The sequence below is a fragment of the Paenarthrobacter sp. RAF54_2 genome (assembly GCF_052113945.1).
In the GTDB taxonomy this organism is placed as follows: domain Bacteria; phylum Actinomycetota; class Actinomycetes; order Actinomycetales; family Micrococcaceae; genus Arthrobacter.
In genome coordinates, this window is the sequence record NZ_JBFRDV010000013.1 from 72,360 (window position 1) to 92,391 (window position 20,032).

The window sequence follows — 20,032 nt, forward strand, 5'->3', positions numbered from 1 at the left end:
AGAGCGAATCTCATGAACATCAAGAAAGCCCACGCAGCTATGGTTGCTGCCTTGGGCCTGGCACTGACCCTCAGTGGCTGCGCATCAGGATCTGTGGACGGTAGCACTCCGGCAGCAGCAGGCAGCACATCCGAGGGACTCACCAAGGTCACCTACGGTATCTTCCCGTCCAACACCGTTGCAGCCATGCAAGTGGCCATCGACAAGGGCTACTTCAAGAAGCAGGGCATCGACCTGGAGCTTGTGGTTGGAGCCGGCAGCAGCGCGGCCCAGCTGCCTGCGCTGGCGTCCGGCGAACTCGACTTCATGTTGGCCAGCCCGGTCACGGCGCTGACGGCAACAACACAAGGCCTGGACGTCCGCATTGTTGAGGGCGTCACCCAGAACGACCCCAAGATCGTGGAAGACTCCACGGCAGTGGTTGTTGGAGCCTCATCAACCATCAAGTCGGCCCGCGATCTTGAAGGCAAGAAGGTCTCGGTGAACGCCCTGGGAAGCATCGGCGAGATCGGCATTCGGGAAGCTGTAGCCAAGGATGGCGGCGACCCGAAGAAGGTGACGTTCGTTCAGTTGTCCTTCCCGGAGGTTGCAGCGCAGATCGAGGCTGGCCAGATCGACGCCGGCATGGCCGGTTCACCCTTCATGCAGCAGGTGGTTTCCAAGGGCGGCAGGGTAGTCAGTGACTTCATCCAGGAGGCCGGGCTGGGTTCGAACGAACTAGTGACCATTTCCAGTGGCAAGCTGGTGGAGGGTGACTCCGATAAGGTGAAGCGCTTCACGGCGGCCATGAAGGAAGCCCTGCCTTTCCTGACGGAGAACAACGACCTGATCCGCGATGCAATGCCGGCCGCTTTGGGGACGGACCCTGCAGCTGCGAAGAAGGCCCAGCTCTCTCTCTACAACCCGGACATCTCAAAAGAAACCATCCAGCTTTTCGCGGATCTGCTCGTCAAGTACGGCATCGTCAGCACCAAGCCGGACGTTGACAAGGTGATCTGGAAGCCATAACCCGCTGTTGTCGGGGCCGCTGGCCGGCCCCGACAACAAATTTCATCGCAACAACCGAGAGCAGAAACCGTGGAAACACAAACTCCGATCCTGAGCCGCGTGGCTGTGCGCTCCCTGCCCACGCGGGAACAGACAGTGCGGCGTGCTGCGCAGTGGGCTGCTATTGGGCCGTATGTCCTGGGTGTCGCTGGCATCCTCGCCGCACTTATCGTCTGGGAAGTCTTCTCAGCCTTCGGCCCGGTCAGCCAGCACCACTTGCCACCACCATCGGTGGTCATTCCAACATTCCTCACAAACTTGACCTTCACCCAATTCTGGATCACCGTCGGCCAGACCATGTGGGCTTGGTTCCTCGGACTCATCATGGCCATCCTGGGTGGCGTAGCGGTTGGGCTCCTTATCGGTTCGAGCAAATTCCTACGGTCGGCGACCCACACCACCATCGAGTTCCTCCGCCCGATTCCGGCTGTCGGCCTGATTCCTTTGGCTGCACTGCTCTTTGGCCCGAGGATCGGCGCCGAGCTACTGATCGTAGTTTACGGTTGCTTCTGGATCGTCCTGATCCAGGTCCTGTACGGCATCACGGACATTGACAAAGTTGCTGATGACACAGTGCACACCTTGCGCATGACCTGGCTGCAGCGCGTGCGGTACCTCGTTCTCCCCACGCTCCTGCCGTACCTGATGACGGGCATCCGGCTTGCAGCTACTGTCGCCTTGATCCTGTCCATCAGCGCGGAGCTCATTGTCGGTACACCGGGGATAGGACGTGCGGTCGCCCAGGCCCAGCTCAATGACAACCCGTCGGCGATGATGGCCCTCATCATTACGTCAGGTCTTTTGGGAATCGTCGTGAACCTGATTTTCCGTTTCGTCGAGCGAAAAGTGCTCTTCTGGCACAGCTCCGTCCGTTCGGAGGTGGCGGCATGACCGTCCTCAAGCGTTTGGGCATGTGGCTGGGCCTGCCGGTCATCCTCATAGTCATCTGGTGGGCGGCAACAGCGCAGGGCGTCAACTTCTTTGTCCCCAAGCCCGACAAACTGGCCGACACTTTTGCCAAGGTGTGGTTCAGCGAGAAGTTCTTCAGCGACGTCCTCCCGAGCATGGGGCGGCTCCTGATCAGCCTCGCAATCTCCCTGGTGCTCGGCGTCGCCCTCGGAATTGCAATCGGCCTTTCCCGCAGCTTGCGGTGGCTCCTTGAGCCGTTGCTTGAGTTCATCAGGGCGGTGCCGTCAACCATCCTCATCCCGGTCCTGCTCCTGCTCATCGGTATCAATGACACGATGAAGGTGACGGTGATCGTCCTGGGCTGTCTTTGGCCCATCCTGTTGAATACGGTTGAAGGCGTGCGTAACCTCGATGAAGTATTGAAGAACACTTCGCTGGTCTACCGGCTCCGTGGCTTCAACCGCATGCGTTACCTGGTGCTGCCCGGAGCGATGCCGCTCATCATGGCCGGCATCCGGCACAGCCTCGCCGTGGGACTCATCCTGCTGGTCGTTTCGGAGATGTTCGCCTCGACCGACGGTATTGGCTACTCGATTATTAATTTCCAAAACCGCGTTGCAATCCCTGAAATGTGGAGCGGCATCGTCCTGCTGGGGATCATAGGTGTGTTGCTCTCGGTTGCATTCCAAGCGATCCAAAAACGGGTTTTGGGATGGTACTACGGTCTTAAGGAGGCCTCCAATGACGGCTAACAAGTCGGACGTCCGTCTCAGTGTCCAGCAGGTCCGGAAGGTCTACGGCGTAGGCTCCCGCAACGAGGTGGAGGCCGTCAGGTCACTCACCTTCGATCTCCATGCCGGTGAGTTTGCCTGCCTCGTGGGTCCTTCCGGCTCCGGAAAGACCACACTGCTGAAATGCATTGCCGGCCTGCTTGAACCAACCTCCGGTGAGGTGGTGCTGGACGGCAAGCGCGTCTCCGGTCCAGCCGAGGGCATGGCGGTGGTATTCCAGGAATACAGCCGCAGTCTCTTCCCCTGGCTCACTGTGGAAGAGAACGTCGGGTTGCCTCTGAAGACCTCCGGTGTGCCGAAGGCCGAACGCAAGGCACGTGTCAATGAAGCGCTGGAGGCGGTCAGCCTTTCCCACGCGACCAAGAGCTACCCTTGGCAGCTGTCCGGCGGCATGCAGCAGCGCGTGGCCATCGCCCGGGCTGTGGCATCCAACCCGAGCGTCCTGCTCATGGACGAGCCGTTCGCGGCGGTTGACGCTCAGACCCGTGGCGAGCTCGAGGACTTGGTGCGGGACGTATGGAAGCGCCTGAACATGACCATCCTCTTTGTCACCCATGACATCGATGAGTCCGTGTACCTGGCGGAGCGCGTCCTGGTCTTGTCCAGCTCGCCGACCATTGTCCAGGCCGACCTCCACATCGACCTTCCGGACGTCCGCAGCCAAGCAGACACCAGGTCCCTTCCCCGCTTCGGCGAACTGCGCCACGAGATCTATGAGGAAGTGCAGTTTGCCAAGATCAACCCCGGCGGACAACGCTCTGCGACGCGCGGGGAGTTGAACGCATGAGCCCCCGGGCAGGTGCGGATGTCAGCAGCAACGGCAAGACCGAGACCGGCAAGCGTCGCCGCGTCCACCAATCCACACCGGAAAATGAACGCGCCATCCTCGAAGCTGTGCTCCAGCTGGCCGTGAAAGTCGGCTATGAAGGCACCACCATGGCCGAGGTGGCCCGGGTTGCCGGCCTGCCGATCGGTTCGGTCTACTGGCACTTCGAAAACAAAGAGGGCCTGTTTGCTGCACTGATCGACTATTGTTTCGAAAACTGGCAGACCCGCCACCGTGGACCGGAGAACAGGGCAATCCTTCGTACGAGTATCGCCGGGTCCGCCGCCAATTCGACTGATCCCGAGCACGCACAGGAAGCGTTCTGGATCATCGGCCTGCTCTTTGCCTTGGAGAAGCGGCTGGCAGGAAACGCTGCCCGCCAGAAGTACCTGGAAGTGCGCGAGCAGATGTACGAACTCATGGTTGAGGCCGTCACTCCGGGGCTCCCGGAAGCGGCCCTGCGCGCCAAGCCTGATCTTGCACGGAAAGTCGTCATGCTGGGGCGCGCCCTGACGGACGGTTTCTACATCTCGGCCTCGGCAGGTGACCAGATTGACTTCGCCGAAGCGGCAGAACTCTCGGCGCTCGCCATGGACAGGCTCGTCCAGCACTACGCCGAGCTCGGCGAGGCGGAGGACAAGGAGTGAACGCACCAGTCAAGGTAGCGCTGGTGGTAGGCGGTGGCCGCGGAATCGCGGGTGCGGCAGCCAGGGCGTTGGCTGATGACGGGTACAAAATCGCAGCCCTTTCTCCCTCCGGCAGTGCCATGGAGTTGGCACGGAGCCTCGGCGGGGTGGGCGCGGTTGGTTCGAACCGTTCCGTTGTGGACCTGCAGTCAATAACCGACTTGGCGCTGGAGACTTACGGGCGGATCGACGTCGTAATTAACAGTGCCGGCCACGCGGCCAGGAAGCCGGTGCTTGAGATCGGCGACGACGAATGGCTCGAAGGCTACGAGATGTACCTTATGAACGTTATCCGCATGGCTCGAATTGTCACTCCCCACCTGCTTGCCGCCGGCGGGGGATCGGTTGTGAACGTTTCCACCAGTTCCCCTTTTGAACCGAATCCGAACTACCCGGTGTCCGGCACTTTCCGTGCCGCCCTGGGGTCGTTCACCAAGCTGTATTCCGACGAGTACGGTCCGTTCGGAATCCGAATGAACAATGTCCTCCCGGGCTTCACCAAGGAGAACCCCGGTATCGTGCCGGCTGAATGGACCGCCCGGATACCGCTGCGCAGGGCTGCCAGCTCCGGGGAAGTGGCCCGCGTCATCCGGTTCCTCGCAAGCGAGGAATCAAGTTACATCACAGGCCAGAACATCCGTGTGGATGGCGGCTCGTCCCGCTCCGTGTAGGAGCTGGGCATTCAAAGAAAGGTTTTAGCTATGGCAGTTGGTGTGATTGCCGAGATGGGCTATCTCGCAATGCGAACCAGGGACTACGACGAGTCCCTTGAACTGGCCACCGATGTCCTCGGCCTGCGTATGACGCTGAACGATGACAACCGTGCCTACCTGTCCGCTGCGGACCGCCATCACGAGCTGGTTTACGTAAAAGGCGAAGAGGACGGAATCGACCATATCGGCCTTGTTGCGGACAGCCCGGAGGGGCTGGAAATCATCCGCAAGCGCCTGGAGGCGGCTGGGTTCCCCATCCTTACCCGTAGCCCACTCGAGCGGGAGATCGGTGAAGGCTTCGCTGTCCTGGGTCCGGAGGGATACGTCTACCACGTCTATGTGGGGATGAAGGACTTCCGTCACGGTCCTGCGTCCTTTGGTCCAGACCGGTATGGCCACATCAATATCCATCCCCAGAACCCCGCCGTCATGAAGGACTTCCTGGTAGAGTTCTTCGGCTTCAAGGTTTCCGACGTCATTGGCCAGGACTTCGCGTACTTCCTGCGGTGCAACCCGGATCATCACGGTATTGCCCTCATCAAGGGCCGCGGTTCCCTGCACCACCACGCGTGGCAGACCCAGTCCATCGCAGACCTTGGCAGGCTGGGTGACAGGTTGTTCGCCAAAGGTCGTCGGTTGATCTGGGGTCCCGTGCGCCACGGAGCGGGACACAACATCGCGGCCTACTACGTCGAGCCCAACGGCACTGTGGTGGAACTGTACACGGATCTGGAGCAGATCCACGACCTCGACCGTCCTCCCATCGAATGGGATCAAGACGACCGGACTTGGTTCAACCGCTGGGGCGTCTACAACGGCGAGGACTTCCGCTTGCACGGTGCCTTCCCCATCGCGTTGAACTAGTAACGGGCCGGGTTGCCCTTACTCCTTGGGCAGCCCGGCTTCGGCGGCGGCATGGAACTCGGCTTCTTCGATCACATCGATCGTGCGCATGTAGTGCTCACGCAGAAGCTTGGTGGCCGTCGGAGCATCGCGGGCAATGGTTGCCTCGAGAATGGCCCGGTGCTCGGCCTCGATGTCCCGGGTTTGGGCGCGCTTGTCCGGAGCGGTCCAGAGGCGGTACAGGGCGGTAGCCTCGCCCAGGGTGGCGGCGAAGTCCTGCAATAACGGGACGGGGCAGGCTTCCAGCAGCTTTGCGTGGAACTCCTGGTGGGCCAGGAACCATTCAACCGAAATATGGTTCGGGTCCTCGGTGGTGCGGCGCGGAGTCCGCTCCAGGCGGTGGTGCACTGCAAGAAGATCGGACTCCCAGGCAACGTCGCCCTGTTCGATGGCCAAGGTCAGGCCATACTCCTCCACACGGCAACGAAGTTCACCCAGGCCGCGCAGTTCTTCCAGGGTGTATTCGGAGACGAAAAAGCCTCTGTTGGGGCGGAATTGCAGCAACTTTTCACCAGCCAAACGCACCAGCGCTTCACGGACGACAGTGGAACTGGCGCCGTACCGCTTGGTGAGCTCACCAACCTGGAGGTTGGTACCCGGGGCCCACTGGCCAGCAAAGATTTCGGCCCGTAACTTGCCCCGGACCACTTCGCTGATGGTTTCTGCATTCGCTTGTCGTGCCATGGCACAAGCGTACACTTACGCACTCATGGATCGAAAGTACATTATTGACTCAAGAATGCATTCTTCGTATAGTTCAAACACCGGCAAGCCCGGAGGCAATGACGCCGGCACAAGAAAGGATTCACATGCGCTACGCAAGTTACTTGAACCAAGAAGGCCAGCCCACATGGGGCCTGGAGGCCAACGGAGAACTGCTGGACCTTGGTCCCAGTGGCGCCAGCCTCAGCCCCTCGCTGCAGTCGGCCATCGAGGAAGGCCTGCTGTCAGCTCCCCTGGAGGGGGACAAGGCGCCGGTCCAACCGGTTGAAGGAACCACCTTCCTCCCCGTCCTGTCAGCACCCGGCAAGGTCATCTGCATTGGCGTCAATTACCGCAGCCACCGGGAGGAAACCGGACGGGACGAGCTAGGCAAGCCCACCGTCTTCGCACGCTTCTCTGACACCCTTGCCGCCCACGGCGCAGACCTGCCGATTCCCGCAGAAAGCTCCATGTACGACTACGAAGGCGAAGTCGCACTGGTGATCGGAGCCCACGCGGACCACGTCAAGCCGGAAGACGCGTGGAACTACATCGCCGGCTACGCCGCGTTCAATGACTTCAGCGCCCGCGACTGGCAGCGCCACACGGGTCAGTGGACCCCCGGCAAGAACTTCCCACTCAGCGGAGCCTTCGGCCCCTACTTCATGTCCGCCGAGGAAGTCGGTGACGTCACCGAGCTCGTGGTGGAAACCCGTGTAAACGGCGAGGTCCGGCAGCATGCCGCCGTCGCTGACCTCATCTTCGACATCCCCGCCATCATCGAGTACGTCACCGCGTTCACTCCGCTGGCTCCGGGCGACGTCATTGTTACAGGTACGCCCGGCGGTGTGGGGCTGTTCATGGAGCCGCCAACATTCCTGGTCCCCGGTGACGTGGTTGAGGTTGAGGTCGGCAAGCTCGGCACCCTTCGCAACGTCCTCGTTGCTTAAGAATGCGTGGAGGTAACACCATGGAGGACTTCGAAGTTGCGGTCGTGGGGGCCGGCCCGGTTGGACTGACGGCGGCGCTGTTGCTTGCCGACGGCGGTGCACGCGTTGTGCTGCTCGAAACCGCCACGGCGCCGATGGACCTGCCGCGGGCCATCAGCATCGCTGACGAGACCTTCCGGACGATGGACCGCTTGGGCCTCGCGGAAGCGCTGATGGCGGAATCGCTGCTGGGAACCGGCAGCCGCTACTTCGGGTTGAATGACAGGCCCCTTGCGTCGTCCACGCCTGTTCCCTCCCGCATCGGCCATCCTGCGAAGTCGCAGTTCGACCAGCCCGTGCTGGAAGAGCTGCTGTGGAACAAGGCCCGGAACCACCATGGGATTGAGTTCCTCGCCGGTGCCCAGGTAACTTACATCAGCCAGAAAGCCGACGGTGTGAGCGTCGGATTCGACTCCGACGCCGGCGCCAGCGCCGGCACCGTGACGGCGTCCTGGCTTGTTGGGGCGGATGGTGGTCGCAGCCTTATCCGCGAGAGCCTGGGCATCGACCTGGTGGGTTCCACCCAGCAGGAACGATGGATTGTGGTGGACTTGCTCAACATCCCCGGGGCACGCGAACCCTTCGCCGAGTTCCATGGCAATGGGATCCGTCCCTACGTCCTGGTTCCGGGAATCAAGGGCCGCCTGCGGCTTGAGTTCATGCTTTTCGATCACGAAGACGCGGACGAAATGACGTCCCCGGAGAAGATCCTGGAGCTGTCCAGACCCTTCCACCCGGAGCTCCGCACCGAAGACGTCAGGCGTGCTGTGGTCTACGTAGCCCATCAGCGGCTGGCACGCACCTACCGTTCGGGACGCGCGTTCCTGATCGGGGATGCGGCACACTTGATGCCTCCCTTCTCCGGACAAGGGTTGAACGCAGGCCTGCGGGACGCCCTGAACCTGAGCTGGAAGCTGCTGGAAGTGCTCCGCGGGGTAGGCACGGACCGCCTCTTGTCCACTTACGAGTCCGAACGCCGCACCCACGCGGCCAAGATGGTCAAGGTTTCACGCCGGACCGGTGCAGTAGTCATGGCCGTCGGCCCTTTCCGGACCAATCTTCGGGATATTGCTTTCCGTACGGTCAGCCTGATTCCCGCTGTGCATAGGTACCTGGGTTCGATGCGGTTCATCACGCCGCCGGACTACCGCAACGGTGTGGCCATCAAAGCAGATCGCGACGTTGATCGTCGAGTCGCAGCCTGGGTGGGTCTTGCCCTCAGCCAACCGGCCGTAGTCGACGAGGACGGATCGACGGCGCCACTCGACTCACATCTGGGGAGCGGGTGGGCGCTCATCACACTTGGGGCAGGTGTCGCCGAAACGTCAGCCGCCAGCCAGTTCTGGTCCCTGCTCGGCGCTCGCCGGATCACGCTCACTGGGAATTCCCACGCGACTCGCCGGAATCGTGATGAGCAGGTCCTGGTGGATGCGGGGCGTGTTCTCGCGCTTCCCGGGTTGGCCACACGCCACACCGTGCTCGTCCGTCCCGACCGTTACGTCGCTGCCGCGTTCACCGAGCAAAGTGAGCAGGCCGTGATCAACAAACTGCGTTCATACGTCCATCCGCTGTCGCGGCCGTGACGAATCAAGGAGGAAAAATGCCGAGCATGCAGGAAACGAGGTCTGAGACGATGCGGTTTGACGACCTCTACTGGCAAACAAATTCAGAGCCGATCGTCGAGGACGACGTCGACCTGGAAAAGATCGTCGCCCAGGCGGAACTTCCTGTCCTGCTCGCCGCCCTCGCGGCGGCGCTCGGCGATACCTCTTTCCTCAGCAGCGATCTGCGGCCTCCCTTGACCCTGGTGGATACCCAGCCTCATCCACACGGGGGCATGTCACCGGATCAGCAGGAACGTGCCAAGGCGCTGGCTTTGGAGGGCTTGCGCAAGCTGCGGGACAAGGAAATCACCAGCGTTGACATGCTGGAGGACGACGCAGTAGCTGACCTCCTCGGCTTCCTCACGGGCGGCCGCGAGCACTGGCACGCGTCGCTGAAGCATGAACTCGACCTCGCTGCGGACAAGGGCGGAGCTCCGCAGTGGAGTTTTGACGAGGTCGCTGACGGACGCGACTTCCCGGTGCTGATCATCGGTGCCGGAATCGCCGGGATTGCTGCTGCCTACCGCTATTCGCAGGCAGGTGTGCCCTTCACCGTGGTGGAGGACGCACCGACCCTGGGCGGGACCTGGGCCAAGAACACGTACCCGGGCGTCCGCCTCGATACCCCCACGTTCGGATATTCGTATTCCTTCGCCCAGCGTGGTGACTGGCCACACCAGTTCGCGGAAGGGGGAGACGTTTTGGATTACGTACGTGACGTGGCCGAGCGTGCAGGCGTAGTGGAATCCATCGAGTTCTCAACCCGTCTTGTCCGCTTGCTATGGGACGAGGAATCACGCACTTGGCAGGCGACCACCCGCCATAGCGGCGGCGTGGAGCGGGTGCGCACCTTTGCCTCCGTCGTAAGTGCCCTAGGCCAACTGGACCGGCCCAACATCCCTGACTTCCCTGGGGCTGAGCTGTACCACGGCGTGACCATGCACTCGCAGGAGTGGTCGCACGACGTCGACTACCGCGGCAAGCGCGTGGCAGTCATTGGCACCGGTGCCAGCGCTTACCAGATTGTGCCCGCGCTGGCTGACGAGGTCTCCGGGCTGGTGCTCTTCCAGCGCAGCGCGCCGTGGATGCTTCCGGCTCCGAATTATCACGACGGCGTCAGCGACACCTTCACGTGGTTGCGACGCAAGGTTCCCCACTACGCACAGTGGTACCGCCTGTGGGTGACGATTCAAGGCATCCCGGGCCGCATGCACACGGTGACCGCCGAGGACGGATGGCAGGGTGCGCCGTTGAGTGTTTCGGCCAAGAACCAGGAAGTCCGTGAAGTGCTGATCGACCGCTTGAAGGAGCAGTTCGCCGACCGTCCGGAACAGTTGGAGACCGCCATCCCCAACTATCCGCCGGGAGCCAAACGGATGCTGCGTSACAACGGGGTGTGGGCCGCTGCCCTCAAGTCCGAGCGCACCACCGTGGTTACCGCCGGGATAGAGCGGTTCTCCGAGAAGGGGATCATCGATAAGGACGGCGTTGAACATGAGGTGGACATCGTGGTCTTCGCCACCGGGTTCAAACCCTCCGATTACCTCGACGAGGTGGAGGTTGTTGGCCGCGAGGGTGTAGAGATCCACGATTTCTGGAAGGGCGACGCCAGGGCCTACAACGGCGTCACTGTGCCCGGGTTCCCCAACTTCTTCCTGATCTATGGCCCCAACGTTGGAGGAGTGGTGGCGGGAAGCCTGCACTTCATGATCGAGCGGGCCGTCGAGTTCTCCCTGAAGGCCGTCCACGAGCTTCTGCAGCGTGGCGCCTCCGCAATCGACGTCAAGCCGGCGGCGCTGGACCGCTTTGTGGAATGGGTCGACGCCGGAAATCGCCGGATGGCTTGGGGGCAGACCTACGTGCGCAGCTGGTATCAAAACGCGCATGGCCGGGTTTCCCAGGTATGGCCTTACACAAACGTGGAGTACTGGGAGGCAACCGAGACGGTTAGGGCTGACGATCACGAGTTCCTTGCGTGAACTCACAGCTCACGTTTCCGACTCTGCAAGGTGAAGTCCGCGCACATCTGCATGCCCGTGTGATCGACGCGCGCGGCATACGCTATGGAACAGCGGGAGATGGCCCCCGGTTCGGTGAAGTCGGCCAAATTCGGTCAGCCGAAGTACAAGGCGGGCCCGCCGCTTTCCCGCAGTCGCCAGGTGTGCTCGACAGCCTGCTGGGCCCTGCCCTCGGCGAACTCAGGCAGCAGGAGGCCGCGTTCACGCTTCGGGTCCAGGCCCCGGCCGACGCCCACCGACTGCCCGTCCTGTTTTTTATCCCGGGAGGCGGCTTCACGACAGGTTCGGGCGAGAGCCGGTGGTACAAGTCGCAAGAGCTCGTGCGCCAAGGGCGCATCGTCCTCGTCACAGTGAACTACCGTATCGGTGTACTGGGGCACTTCGGCCCGCTCGAGGACCCAGTCGAGTCAAGCAAGCCGATTCGCGATCTGCAGGCTGCGCTGGGATGGGTAGGGGAGAGATTTCTTCCGCGGTGGTACCGTCGCACGCAACCCGATCTTTGTGCCGACAAGGTCGCACGGTTTCTCCGCGGTGCCTTGACGAAAGATCCTCGAACAGACGTCGTCGAGCAGGACACCCACGACGTGGCTCGGCTTCGCGATGTGGCGCGAAGGACGCATCGCCCTTGGCGTCCTCGGCTGGTTGGTAACGAAGGCGCGGATGGTGGTGAACCCCGAAAAGCTCTCGCTGTGGGCTCCGGAAGCATAAGCGCTGCCCTCGACCTCCCACCGTGCGGCACTGCATCGTCCTGTCGATGAACGCACGATTTCACCGTGTGGAGAAAGGACGGCCAACACGGATGAGTCAAGTGAACATCGGCAAGCAGCACCCCGGCGCGTATCAGGGGCTGATGCAGCTGAACAAGACGATTATGGAGAGCGCAACCGATTCCGTCTTGGATGAGCGTCTGATCGAGCCCGTGAAGATCCGAGCGGCCCAGCTCAACGGGTGCGCCTTCTGCTTCAAGCTGCAAATCCGGGACGCCATCGAGCAGGGCGAAACTCCCGACCGACCCGCGGATGTGCCTGTCTGGTGGGAATCGCAGTACTTCTTAGAGCAGGAGCGCCGCGCTGCAGATCGCGGGCACGTCACCCTGCTCAGCGACTATGGGAGGGTTCCTGAGCTCAGCTTCCCCGCCGAACACTAGGTTTGGAAAAGTGTCAGGGCCCGCAGCACTTTCAAACCGCCCAGACACCGCGGTTCAGTTGAACTTATTAGGCTCGCCGGTGGCGGCGTCGGTGATCTCATAGACGTTCTCCTCCGACTCCGACGCCCTCCACTTGGTGCCCGGCAAGAGCAGGTTGACGAAGAAGTCGTTGCTCAGGACCTGTGGCTTGTCTGTCAGCATGCCGTGGCTGGAACCGCCCAGGTTGGTGCCCAGGGCGCGCATGCCGCCTACCAGTGCCGTCATCTCCGGTGCTGTGAGGTCCAGCATGTAGGCCTTGTCCAGCAGCAGGGCCTCGGGCGGGAGCTTCGAGCCGGGCCGCAGGTAGTTGCGGAACCCGTCAGCTTTGGGCTGCAGGTACTGGAAGGATTCGACGTCGGTCTGCTCCTGGGCGGCATCGGTGCGTCCCGGCCGGAATGGCACGGTGATGGGGAACCCGGCGTCGGCAGCGGCCTTTTCCACCGCGGCGGCACCGCCGAGGACGATCAGGTCTGCAAGGGAGACCTTCTTGCCGCCAGCCTGCGCAGAGTTGAACTCCTCCTGCACCCGTTCGAGCACCGGAAGAACGGTTGCCAGCTGCTCCGGTTCGGAGGCTTCCCAGCTGCGCTGCGGCTCCAAGCGGATCCTTGCACCGTTGGCGCCGCCGCGCCGGTCCGTTTTGCGGTAGGTGGCTGCCGAGGCCCAGGCCGTACCCGCGAGCTGCGGGATGGTCAGGCCGGAGCCCAGCAGCTTGGCCTTCAGCGAAGCGATGTCCTGCTCGTCGATCAGTTCATGGTCGACGGCGGGAACGGGATCCTGCCACAGCTGGGCTTCCGGAACCCACGGGCCCAGCATGTGGGGGCCAACGGGTCCCATGTCGCGGTGCAGCAGCTTGTACCAGGCCTTGGCGAACGCCAGGGCGAACTCGTCCGGGTTCTTGAGGAAGCGGCGACCGATTTCCTCGTAGACGGGGTCGAAGCGCAGTGACAGGTCCGTCGTCAGCATTGTGGGTCGGTGCTTTTTCTCCGCGTCGTGCGCGTCCGGGATGATATTCGGAGCATCCTTGGCAACCCACTGGTGAGCACCGCCAGGGCTCTTGACCAGTTCCCACTCGTACTCGAACAGGATCTCCAGGAAGCGGTTGCTCCATTGGGTTGGCATGTCCGTCCAGGTCACCTCGAGGCCCGAGGTGATGGTGTCCGCGCCCTTGCCACTGCCGAAGGTGCTGAGCCAGCCCAGGCCCTGCGCCTCCAGGTTGGCGGCCTCCGGTTCGGGACCCACATGCGCATCGGCGGGGCCGGCGCCATGGGTCTTGCCGAACGTGTGGCCGCCGGCGATCAGCGCGAAGGTCTCCTCGTCGTTCATCGCCATGCGCTTGAACGTCTCCCGGATGAAGGCGGCAGCAGCTACCGGGTCCGGGTTGCCCATGGGGCCCTCGGGGTTCACGTAGATCAGGCCCATTTCGGTGGAACCGACGTCCTCGGACATCTGGCCTTCACCGACGTAACGCTCATCACCGAGCCAGGCGTCTTCGGGGCCCCAGAAGATCTGCTCGGGCTCCCACACGTCCTCGCGGCCAAAGGCAAAGCCGAAGGTCTCGAAGCCCATCGATTCCAAGGCGACGTTGCCGGCCAGGACCAGCAGGTCGGCCCAGGAGAGCTTCTGGCCGTACTTCTGCTTGACCGGCCACAGCAGTCGCCGGGCCTTGTCCAGGTTGGCGTTGTCCGGCCAGCTGTTGAGCGGCGCGAACCGCTGGCTGCCGTCGCCCGCTCCACCGCGGCCGTCATGGACTCGGTAGGTGCCGGCCGCGTGCCAGCTCAGGCGGATCATCAGGCCACCGTAGTGGCCGAAGTCCGCCGGCCACCAATCCTGCGAGGTAGTCAGGACCTCGGTGATGTCACGCTTCAGAGCCTCGACGTCGAGCTTCTGGAATTCCTCTCGGTAGCTGAACGACGGGTCCAGCGGATTGCTTGACTTGCCGTGCGTGTGCAGCACGGAAAGGTCCAGCTGGTTGGGCCACCAGTCCTGATTGGTCCGCGGTCGGTGGCCTTTGGGCTGGGGGGAATCGATCGCCGGGTTTTCACTTTCGCTGCCCTGGGCCGTGGCGCTGCCATGGGCCACCGGGCATCCGCCCTCCACCTTCTGGTTCAAGCCCTGCGCGCTCCCGGGAGTGGGGACTGGGGGATGTTCTTGGGGATCGGTCATATTCTTCTTCCTTTCATCTGGCCGAGGTCGCCGTCGGCTCGGTCCGGTTCAAAGTTTCCTATTGCGCCATAAACGCGCGTCTGGGGAGAGCCCATCGGGAGGGACCGTCCCGTGCCTGCCGCACCGAGAAGACTTGTGTGACAGTACCCCCACCCGCGTGCTGTTCCGCAATGATCATCGAGTCTCGCCGTAGGCAACAGCGTGGGCTTAGGGTTCGTCTATTGTCAAACATATTCTTTGCTCGTTACGCGCTTCTTGTCGGAGCTTCTTCACGTTTCCGTCCCATACATGACACTGTTGCACACCAACGTCACAGTGTCCTTCCCGGTGCACGCTAGGAACTCAGGGGGCCCGCGGGCGGGTGGTTCCCGATGCCTAAGACCCGCTCCGGCGCGCAGCGCCAATCAACGGCCGGATAAGGACCAAGAATTCCCAGGCTTCAGGCCGGGATAGAAAATCCCCTCGGTTCTTTTCCGTTTTCCTGCTGACCGTGCAGAAAACCCGGAACCAACTGATGCGTGTACTAGGCCGCTTGGTGGTGGGATCATGGGGCGTGGTCCAGAAACCTGACGACGGCACTGTCTCTGGGTACTCACCCCTGGCCGCTGCCCGGGAAGCCCTGACAATTCTTCTTCATAACCATGAGATGCTGATCGGAGGTAAACGTCGAGGGCAGCTGAAGCCAAGCTTGAACAGCGACTTCGGAACTCCAAACCCACGCTGGGTACTTCTGTTGAGTGGTCCGAAGAGACCGGCCAGCCCGGGATGCGTACTTTGTGGACCAGATTTTGCAACACTGACCCGAATTAAGCGCCGCTGTTAGGAATTCCACGACCATGAGCACCAGGCCTGCACCCGCTACTCAACACACTCCCGGCGCGGTCATGCTCGGATGCGGCCGCCGGGAACGGGCCCGCATATTACTCGCGCTGATCCTCCCTCAGGAAAGTCATCTGGAGGACCGGAACACTACGCCCCGAAGCTAACTGCTACCGAGCATTCAGGCGCGGGAACCAGATCCAGACCCTAGATTCTCGCTGGCGAACGAGCGCACATTCTTGGCCTGGATCCGCACGTCCTTGGCGCTGCTCGCGGTTGGAGTCGCGGTGAAGGCATTCAGACTGAGCGCAACATGACTTCGAGGTCCTTCGTTGAAGACCCTGGTTTCGACTCGCGGCCGTAAAACGGGTGCAAAGAACGCGGCGAGTTCGGTCGTTGCGGTGAGCGGCAGGATGTTTGCCACGTATTGGTCAGGGCGGACAATCACTATGAGGCCTCCGCGGTTGAGGCCACGCAGCTCGAAGATGTCCGCTGTCGGGTCTGTTGCGTAAACCTTTTCGTAGTTCGTGAGCCGGAACGGACCGACTTGAGGTTTGAATACTGCGGGAACGGCGTTGATGTCGACGCCTGTGTGATCCTGCTGGTAGATCACTTTGACGTCGAACCACGCGTCAGGGTCGGCCCCCGACGGAGTGGCGGCAAGGGGGGAATCCGGCGAGTTGGTGATCCAGTTGGYGAACCGCTCGGTAGGCGAGTCGGCGCTGTGCGGCGCCGAGTCTGCGAAGACGTAGATTCGCCAGCGGCCGTCGGCCTTGGCGTGGTGGCCGAGGTGTACTCGATTGGCATCAGCGACTCGCACTACGGGTGCTGACTTGAAGCGCTTGCCGATGGTGAAGGCGGGGGCCAGGCGCTGGTGTTTGGCGGTGGCCACCAGCATGGACGGCGCGTACTCGGTAGTGAACCCCGCCGGGAATTCGGCGGTGCGGACGTAGAAGTCCTCCAGCTCGGAGGGGTTTTCGAACTCCTCCGGTTTCCTGGCCATGAGGGTGGACCACTCTTTGTCGAAGTCGATGAGGTTCTTTGCCACTACCTGCCGCTCGGCGGAGTAGGTGGACAACAGGCTCTCCGGACTGCGGCCCTCAAGCACGTGCCCGAGCTTCCAGGCCAGGTTGAAGCCGTCCTGCATAGACACGTTCATGCCCTGGCCTGCTTTGGCGCTGTGCGTGTGGCAGGCGTCGCCAGTGATGAACACTCGGGGCATTCGGGTCCCGCGGTGCTCCGGCAGAACGTCGTCGAACCGGTCCGTGAGCCGGTGGCCCACCTCGTACACGCTATGCCAGGCGACATTGCGGACATCGAGGGTGTAGGGGTGGAGGATCTCGTTCGCCTTGTCGATGATTTCCTCCACGGACGTGCTGCGCACTGCGCCCTTGTTGAGGGGCTCTACCTCGCCGAGGTCAACGTACATCCTGAACAGGTGGCCGCCTTCGCGCGGGATCAGCAGGATGCTGCCGCCCGTTCCGGACTGGATTGCGCATTTGAGGCGGATATCTGGGAAGTCGGTCACGGCCAGGACATCCATGACGCCCCAGGCATGGTTGGCCTGGTCTCCAGCGAGGGCGCAGCCGATGGACTCACGCACCTTGCTGCGTGCACCGTCCGCACCCACGACATATTTAGCCCGGACTAGGCGCTCCTGCCCCGCATGCGGTCCGGAGGTGCGGACGAGGGTCACGGTGACGGGGTACTCACCCTCGTCCGAGACGCTCAGGGAACGGAACTCAAAGCCATAGTCAGGGGACATCCGTGTGGGCGAATTGGCCATGAACTCGGCGAAGTAGTCCAGCACGCGGGCCTGGTTAACGACGAGGTGGGGGAATTCGCTGATGTCGGCGGGATCATCCTGGGTTCGGGCAATGCGAATGATGCGCGAGGAGTCCGCGGGGTCGGGCTTCCAGAATGCCGTCTCGGTGATCCGATATGCCTCGGCGGTGATCCGCTCGGCGAATCCGAAGGCCTGGAACGTCTCTACTGTGCGGGTCTGAATGCCGTCGGCCTGGCCAATGGCGAGCCTCGCGGGACGGCGCTCCACGATGCGCGTGGCGACACTTGGGAATTGGGACAGTTGCGCGGCCGCAAGCATGCCGGCGGGCCCGGTGCCGACGATCAGCACGTCGACCTCGTTCGGAAGTTCAACTGGCCGGTTGATTCCCACTCCTGCTGCCGGCTCGATCAGGGGGTCCCCGGATACATAACCGTGATGGTGAAACTGCACAGGAAATTCCTCACTTCGTTGTAAGTCGGTCAGCGTCGAAGCTCTTCAGAACTGGACGCGCTTGATGTACTCGTTCAGCTGGGTTTTAGCTTGTCCGTGGGGACTGCTGTTCCATTGACGCAACGAGGCGATGGCCGAATTCTTTGGCCACTTGGAGATGCTCGGGTTTCATCGTGCAGGATCTCAGGACAGTGGTGTAGTCGCTATCAACTGCGATCCAAGGATGGTTCCTCGCGAGCCACTTGCTGTCGACCCGATACAGTGCCAAGTGCCATCCGTCTTCGGCCAAGGCCGCGAACGCATCTTCTGTTGCCGCAGATATTTGCCCGGTGGTAGGACGTCGAGGGAAGGCGCAAACGATGTCAAGTTCGGGTTCGACCACGAGTTCGGCGCCGTCGGCGGCTCTGATGATGTCAGCTATTTGCAGCGCGGCCTTTCGGCCGTCGGCGATAATCGATCCCATTCCCTCGCGTGACAATCCCAGAGCTTCAACCGTGGTCCAAAATGCTGCCGCAGACGCTCCCGCTCTGGAGCACTCCAGACTGATCTCCCCAAGATGTAGGTCAGAAGAAGTGAAGTAAGTGTAGGGGGAATCGTGCGAGTAGAGCCTGCCGACAGATGGGTCAGCGAAGAGCACAGATCCGCATCCGTACGGTTGAAGTCCGTGCTTATGTGGATCTACGACGATTGAATCTGCCCGGCGTATGGCCAGGAAGGGGGCAGGATCAACCAGCGGGTCGGGACCAGTTGCCAGGAGAGTGTGGAATCCTCCGTAGGCCGCATCGATATGCAGCCGAGCTCCGAACTCGGCTGCCAGGTCCGCGGCCTCATGGACCTGGTCCAGTGCACCAAGACCCGTCGTGCCCAAAGTGACGACAACGGTCCCGACCCCGCCTTGCGCGAGCCTGGTCCTGAGATCTGCCATTGAAAGACGGCCGAAGTTGTCTTCCGGAATGGTTTCGTGTTGGGTTCCGAGCAACCGGCACATGCGCTCGTGCGTGTAGTGGGCGTTCGTTCCGGACAGTATGACTTTGCCGGGATGCAACTCCCTGGCAACCCAGAGTGCCTCAAGGTTAGCGATGGTGCCGGAAGATGTCAGATGGCCCAGATGTTCCTCATAACCGAACATTGCCGCGAGTTTGGCCACGACTTCCTTTTCCAGGACCGCGGTCGCCGGGCCTCCGTCCATGGCATGGTTGTTCGGATTGATCAATGCCGAAATGGCCTGCGCAACCCAAGCCACAGGGTGCGGAGGCTTAAGGAGTTGTCCGATGTACTTCGCATCCCCGTATGGATACATGTTGGCCAGCCGTTCAACCAGGGAAGAAAGGGCAGCTGAGCCTGATGAGTCAATTGTTGGTCCTCCTGCCCACAAGGTGGCGTGCGCCTCCAAGTCTTTGGCGCGCTGCCTTAGTTCCGCGATTACGGTGTCGTCCAGCCGGACGTCTTGAGCCCTCATAAGTTTCTCCTGGCGGTTTAGTTGGTTCGGGGAGTTGGGTGGTGCAGCAACAGCTTGCGCAGCAGTTCGGCCAGGATCGAGGCTTCCGTTTCGGTGAGTCCCGCGGCCCAGGCCTGCTCGCGCTGGTTGGTGATCTGGCAGAGATCGGCCACCATTTGCTCGCCTTCATCTGAAAGCTGCACTAGCGTCTTGCGCTTGTCTTTCGGATCCGGCGCTCGGGTCACGAGCCCGGACTTCTCCAATGTGTTGAGCAAGCTCGACATCGAAGCCGTTGAAACGCTGGACAGCCGGGCCAACTCGTTTGGGTTGACTTGGCCTACGGACCTAATGGTGAACAGCAGGCGGTAGCCGGCGAAACTGATGCCCATGGGACGGTGCACCGAGACTTCCATGTCTGTGGTCATACGGTTTGCGGCGCGGATGAGATTGAAGCACAGCGCCATGGCGGGAGAATCGACGTCCGGGTACAGCTCAACGGCAGCGGCATGGGCGAGCGATTCATATTCGGTGGACCCGATGCGCTGCATCTTTTGGGCGTTAGCGCTCATAACGGAAGCTCTCCTCGTCGGGTGGCGCGTTCCACCACGGCTGCAGCAATCACATTTTCTCCAAGAAAAACCAAAGGGACGATAACTATTTGCTAGAAGTCTAGCTTAATAGTGCGTGCCGGGCTAGCTCTGACCGTGGGTAGTTCCATGCATAGACGTCTTCTGGAACCGCGCTGGGAATGAACGTCGTGCGCGGACGTCAATCCAACCCAAATTCATTGTCAACTCGATTTGTTAGATATCTAGCATGGTGGACAATGTCAGGCTGGGGAAATTCTTGGAACTCACGGAAGCGGAGTTAGAGGCAGCACACCAGTTGCTCAACGTCTCGATAGGCTGAGGGAGCATGCGACGATGCTCTCTTCGGTGAACTTGGGGGGAGACTTAGAGGACCACTAGTGGTGGACCGTAAACACATGGAAAATGTTCATCA

The 20,032-nt window shown here is 61.7% G+C and carries 17 protein-coding genes and 2 pseudogenes; 13 read left to right on the top strand and 6 right to left on the bottom strand.

What is annotated here, in order from left to right; genetic code table 11:
• Positions 1-12 precede the first annotated feature (12 nt).
• The 7 genes from AB4Y87_RS14330 (at position 13) to AB4Y87_RS14360 (ending at position 5,836) form a co-directional block, all read left to right on the top strand.
• The gene (locus AB4Y87_RS14330) at positions 13-1,008 is read left to right on the top strand and encodes an ABC transporter substrate-binding protein (RefSeq protein WP_442004997.1); all 996 of its coding nucleotides are present in this window, start codon (positions 13-15) and stop codon (positions 1,006-1,008) included.
• A gap of 69 nt (positions 1,009-1,077) precedes the next feature.
• Complete coding sequence (locus AB4Y87_RS14335) at positions 1,078-1,938, top strand: ABC transporter permease (protein WP_442004998.1); 861 nt, start codon at positions 1,078-1,080, stop codon at positions 1,936-1,938.
• Positions 1,935-2,708: an ABC transporter permease gene (locus AB4Y87_RS14340; RefSeq protein ID WP_442004999.1), complete on the top strand. Its 774-nt coding sequence runs from the start codon at positions 1,935-1,937 to the stop codon at positions 2,706-2,708. Before AB4Y87_RS14335 ends, AB4Y87_RS14340 begins: the two co-directional genes overlap by 4 nt.
• Positions 2,698-3,534: an ABC transporter ATP-binding protein gene (locus AB4Y87_RS14345; protein ID WP_442005000.1), complete on the top strand. Its 837-nt coding sequence runs from the start codon at positions 2,698-2,700 to the stop codon at positions 3,532-3,534. Before AB4Y87_RS14340 ends, AB4Y87_RS14345 begins: the two co-directional genes overlap by 11 nt.
• A complete protein-coding gene (locus AB4Y87_RS14350; RefSeq protein WP_442005001.1) occupies positions 3,531-4,220 on the top strand; it encodes a TetR/AcrR family transcriptional regulator in 690 nt (229 codons plus the stop codon). Before AB4Y87_RS14345 ends, AB4Y87_RS14350 begins: the two co-directional genes overlap by 4 nt.
• Positions 4,217-4,930: an SDR family oxidoreductase gene (locus AB4Y87_RS14355; protein ID WP_442005002.1), complete on the top strand. Its 714-nt coding sequence runs from the start codon at positions 4,217-4,219 to the stop codon at positions 4,928-4,930. Before AB4Y87_RS14350 ends, AB4Y87_RS14355 begins: the two co-directional genes overlap by 4 nt.
• Positions 4,931-4,960: 30 nt before the next feature.
• Positions 4,961-5,836 (top strand): VOC family protein, encoded by an 876-nt coding sequence (locus AB4Y87_RS14360; RefSeq protein WP_442005003.1) that lies wholly within the window; start codon positions 4,961-4,963, stop codon positions 5,834-5,836.
• 18 nt (positions 5,837-5,854) lie between these two features.
• On the opposite strand, the gene AB4Y87_RS14365 is transcribed toward AB4Y87_RS14360, so the two are convergent.
• The gene (locus AB4Y87_RS14365) at positions 5,855-6,559 is read right to left on the bottom strand and encodes a GntR family transcriptional regulator (RefSeq protein ID WP_442005004.1); all 705 of its coding nucleotides are present in this window, start codon (positions 6,557-6,559) and stop codon (positions 5,855-5,857) included.
• A 125-nt stretch (positions 6,560-6,684) separates the two neighbouring features.
• Here AB4Y87_RS14365 and AB4Y87_RS14370 point away from each other — a divergent pair, with 125 nt between their 5' ends.
• Genes AB4Y87_RS14370 through AB4Y87_RS14380 form a run of 3 tightly spaced genes read left to right on the top strand, consistent with a single transcriptional unit; the run spans position 6,685 to position 11,149 of the window.
• Complete coding sequence (locus tag AB4Y87_RS14370; protein ID WP_442005005.1) at positions 6,685-7,527, top strand: fumarylacetoacetate hydrolase family protein; 843 nt, start codon at positions 6,685-6,687, stop codon at positions 7,525-7,527.
• Positions 7,528-7,547: 20 nt separating this feature from the next.
• The gene (locus AB4Y87_RS14375) at positions 7,548-9,149 is read left to right on the top strand and encodes an FAD-dependent monooxygenase (RefSeq protein ID WP_442005006.1); all 1,602 of its coding nucleotides are present in this window, start codon (positions 7,548-7,550) and stop codon (positions 9,147-9,149) included.
• Positions 9,150-9,166: 17 nt separating this feature from the next.
• Positions 9,167-11,149 carry a flavin-containing monooxygenase gene (locus AB4Y87_RS14380; RefSeq protein WP_442005007.1) on the top strand — a complete coding sequence of 661 codons (1,983 nt, stop codon included), beginning with the start codon at positions 9,167-9,169 and terminating at the stop codon, positions 11,147-11,149.
• A gap of 134 nt (positions 11,150-11,283) precedes the next feature.
• Here the strand turns inward: AB4Y87_RS14380 and AB4Y87_RS14385 are convergent, their stop codons facing one another.
• Positions 11,284-11,424 carry a hypothetical protein gene (locus AB4Y87_RS14385; RefSeq protein ID WP_442005142.1) on the bottom strand — a complete coding sequence of 47 codons (141 nt, stop codon included), beginning with the start codon at positions 11,422-11,424 and terminating at the stop codon, positions 11,284-11,286.
• Between the two features lie 3 nt (positions 11,425-11,427).
• Between AB4Y87_RS14385 and AB4Y87_RS14390 the strand changes: the two are divergent.
• Positions 11,428-11,586: pseudogene (locus AB4Y87_RS14390) on the top strand (carboxylesterase family protein); the annotation flags it as partial.
• 401 nt (positions 11,587-11,987) lie between these two features.
• Positions 11,988-12,335, top strand: coding sequence for a carboxymuconolactone decarboxylase family protein (locus AB4Y87_RS14395; protein ID WP_442005008.1), 348 nt, complete (start codon positions 11,988-11,990; stop codon positions 12,333-12,335).
• Positions 12,336-12,389: 54 nt separating this feature from the next.
• Here AB4Y87_RS14395 and katG read toward each other — a convergent pair whose 3' ends face one another.
• The gene (katG, locus tag AB4Y87_RS14400; protein ID WP_442005009.1) at positions 12,390-14,537 is read right to left on the bottom strand and encodes a catalase/peroxidase HPI; all 2,148 of its coding nucleotides are present in this window, start codon (positions 14,535-14,537) and stop codon (positions 12,390-12,392) included.
• 1,058 nt (positions 14,538-15,595) lie between these two features.
• Here katG and AB4Y87_RS14405 point away from each other — a divergent pair.
• Positions 15,596-15,673, top strand: coding sequence for a DUF202 domain-containing protein (locus AB4Y87_RS14405; protein ID WP_442005137.1), 78 nt, complete (start codon positions 15,596-15,598; stop codon positions 15,671-15,673).
• A gap of 44 nt (positions 15,674-15,717) precedes the next feature.
• On the opposite strand, the pseudogene AB4Y87_RS14410 reads toward AB4Y87_RS14405, so the two are convergent.
• The 3 genes and pseudogenes from AB4Y87_RS14410 to AB4Y87_RS14420 all read right to left on the bottom strand — a co-directional run.
• Positions 15,718-17,592, bottom strand: a pseudogene (locus tag AB4Y87_RS14410) (FAD-binding monooxygenase); the annotation flags it as partial.
• Between the two features lie 85 nt (positions 17,593-17,677).
• Entirely contained in the window at positions 17,678-19,051 is a 1,374-nt protein-coding gene (locus tag AB4Y87_RS14415) for a pyridoxal phosphate-dependent decarboxylase family protein (RefSeq protein WP_442005010.1), read from the bottom strand.
• 17 nt (positions 19,052-19,068) lie between these two features.
• Positions 19,069-19,599 (bottom strand): MarR family winged helix-turn-helix transcriptional regulator, encoded by a 531-nt coding sequence (locus AB4Y87_RS14420; protein ID WP_442005011.1) that lies wholly within the window; start codon positions 19,597-19,599, stop codon positions 19,069-19,071.
• Positions 19,600-20,032: the final 433 nt, after the last annotated feature.

What these genes read in the sequence shown, in the direction of transcription:
- AB4Y87_RS14330 (WP_442004997.1), top strand. Translation starts at nt 13, where the DNA reads ATGAACATCAAGAAAGCCCACGCAGCTATGGTTGCTGCCTTGGGCCTG.
- AB4Y87_RS14340 (WP_442004999.1), top strand. Translation starts at nt 1,935, where the DNA reads ATGACCGTCCTCAAGCGTTTGGGCATGTGGCTGGGCCTGCCGGTCATC.
- AB4Y87_RS14345 (WP_442005000.1), top strand. Translation starts at nt 2,698, where the DNA reads ATGACGGCTAACAAGTCGGACGTCCGTCTCAGTGTCCAGCAGGTCCGG.
- AB4Y87_RS14350 (WP_442005001.1), top strand. Translation starts at nt 3,531, where the DNA reads ATGAGCCCCCGGGCAGGTGCGGATGTCAGCAGCAACGGCAAGACCGAG.
- AB4Y87_RS14360 (WP_442005003.1), top strand. Translation starts at nt 4,961, where the DNA reads ATGGCAGTTGGTGTGATTGCCGAGATGGGCTATCTCGCAATGCGAACC.
- AB4Y87_RS14365 (WP_442005004.1), bottom strand. Translation starts at nt 6,559, where the DNA reads ATGGCACGACAAGCGAATGCAGAAACCATCAGCGAAGTGGTCCGGGGC.
- AB4Y87_RS14370 (WP_442005005.1), top strand. Translation starts at nt 6,685, where the DNA reads ATGCGCTACGCAAGTTACTTGAACCAAGAAGGCCAGCCCACATGGGGC.
- AB4Y87_RS14375 (WP_442005006.1), top strand. Translation starts at nt 7,548, where the DNA reads ATGGAGGACTTCGAAGTTGCGGTCGTGGGGGCCGGCCCGGTTGGACTG.
- AB4Y87_RS14395 (WP_442005008.1), top strand. Translation starts at nt 11,988, where the DNA reads ATGAGTCAAGTGAACATCGGCAAGCAGCACCCCGGCGCGTATCAGGGG.
- katG (WP_442005009.1), bottom strand. Translation starts at nt 14,537, where the DNA reads ATGACCGATCCCCAAGAACATCCCCCAGTCCCCACTCCCGGGAGCGCG.
- AB4Y87_RS14415 (WP_442005010.1), bottom strand. Translation starts at nt 19,051, where the DNA reads ATGAGGGCTCAAGACGTCCGGCTGGACGACACCGTAATCGCGGAACTA.
- AB4Y87_RS14420 (WP_442005011.1), bottom strand. Translation starts at nt 19,599, where the DNA reads ATGAGCGCTAACGCCCAAAAGATGCAGCGCATCGGGTCCACCGAATAT.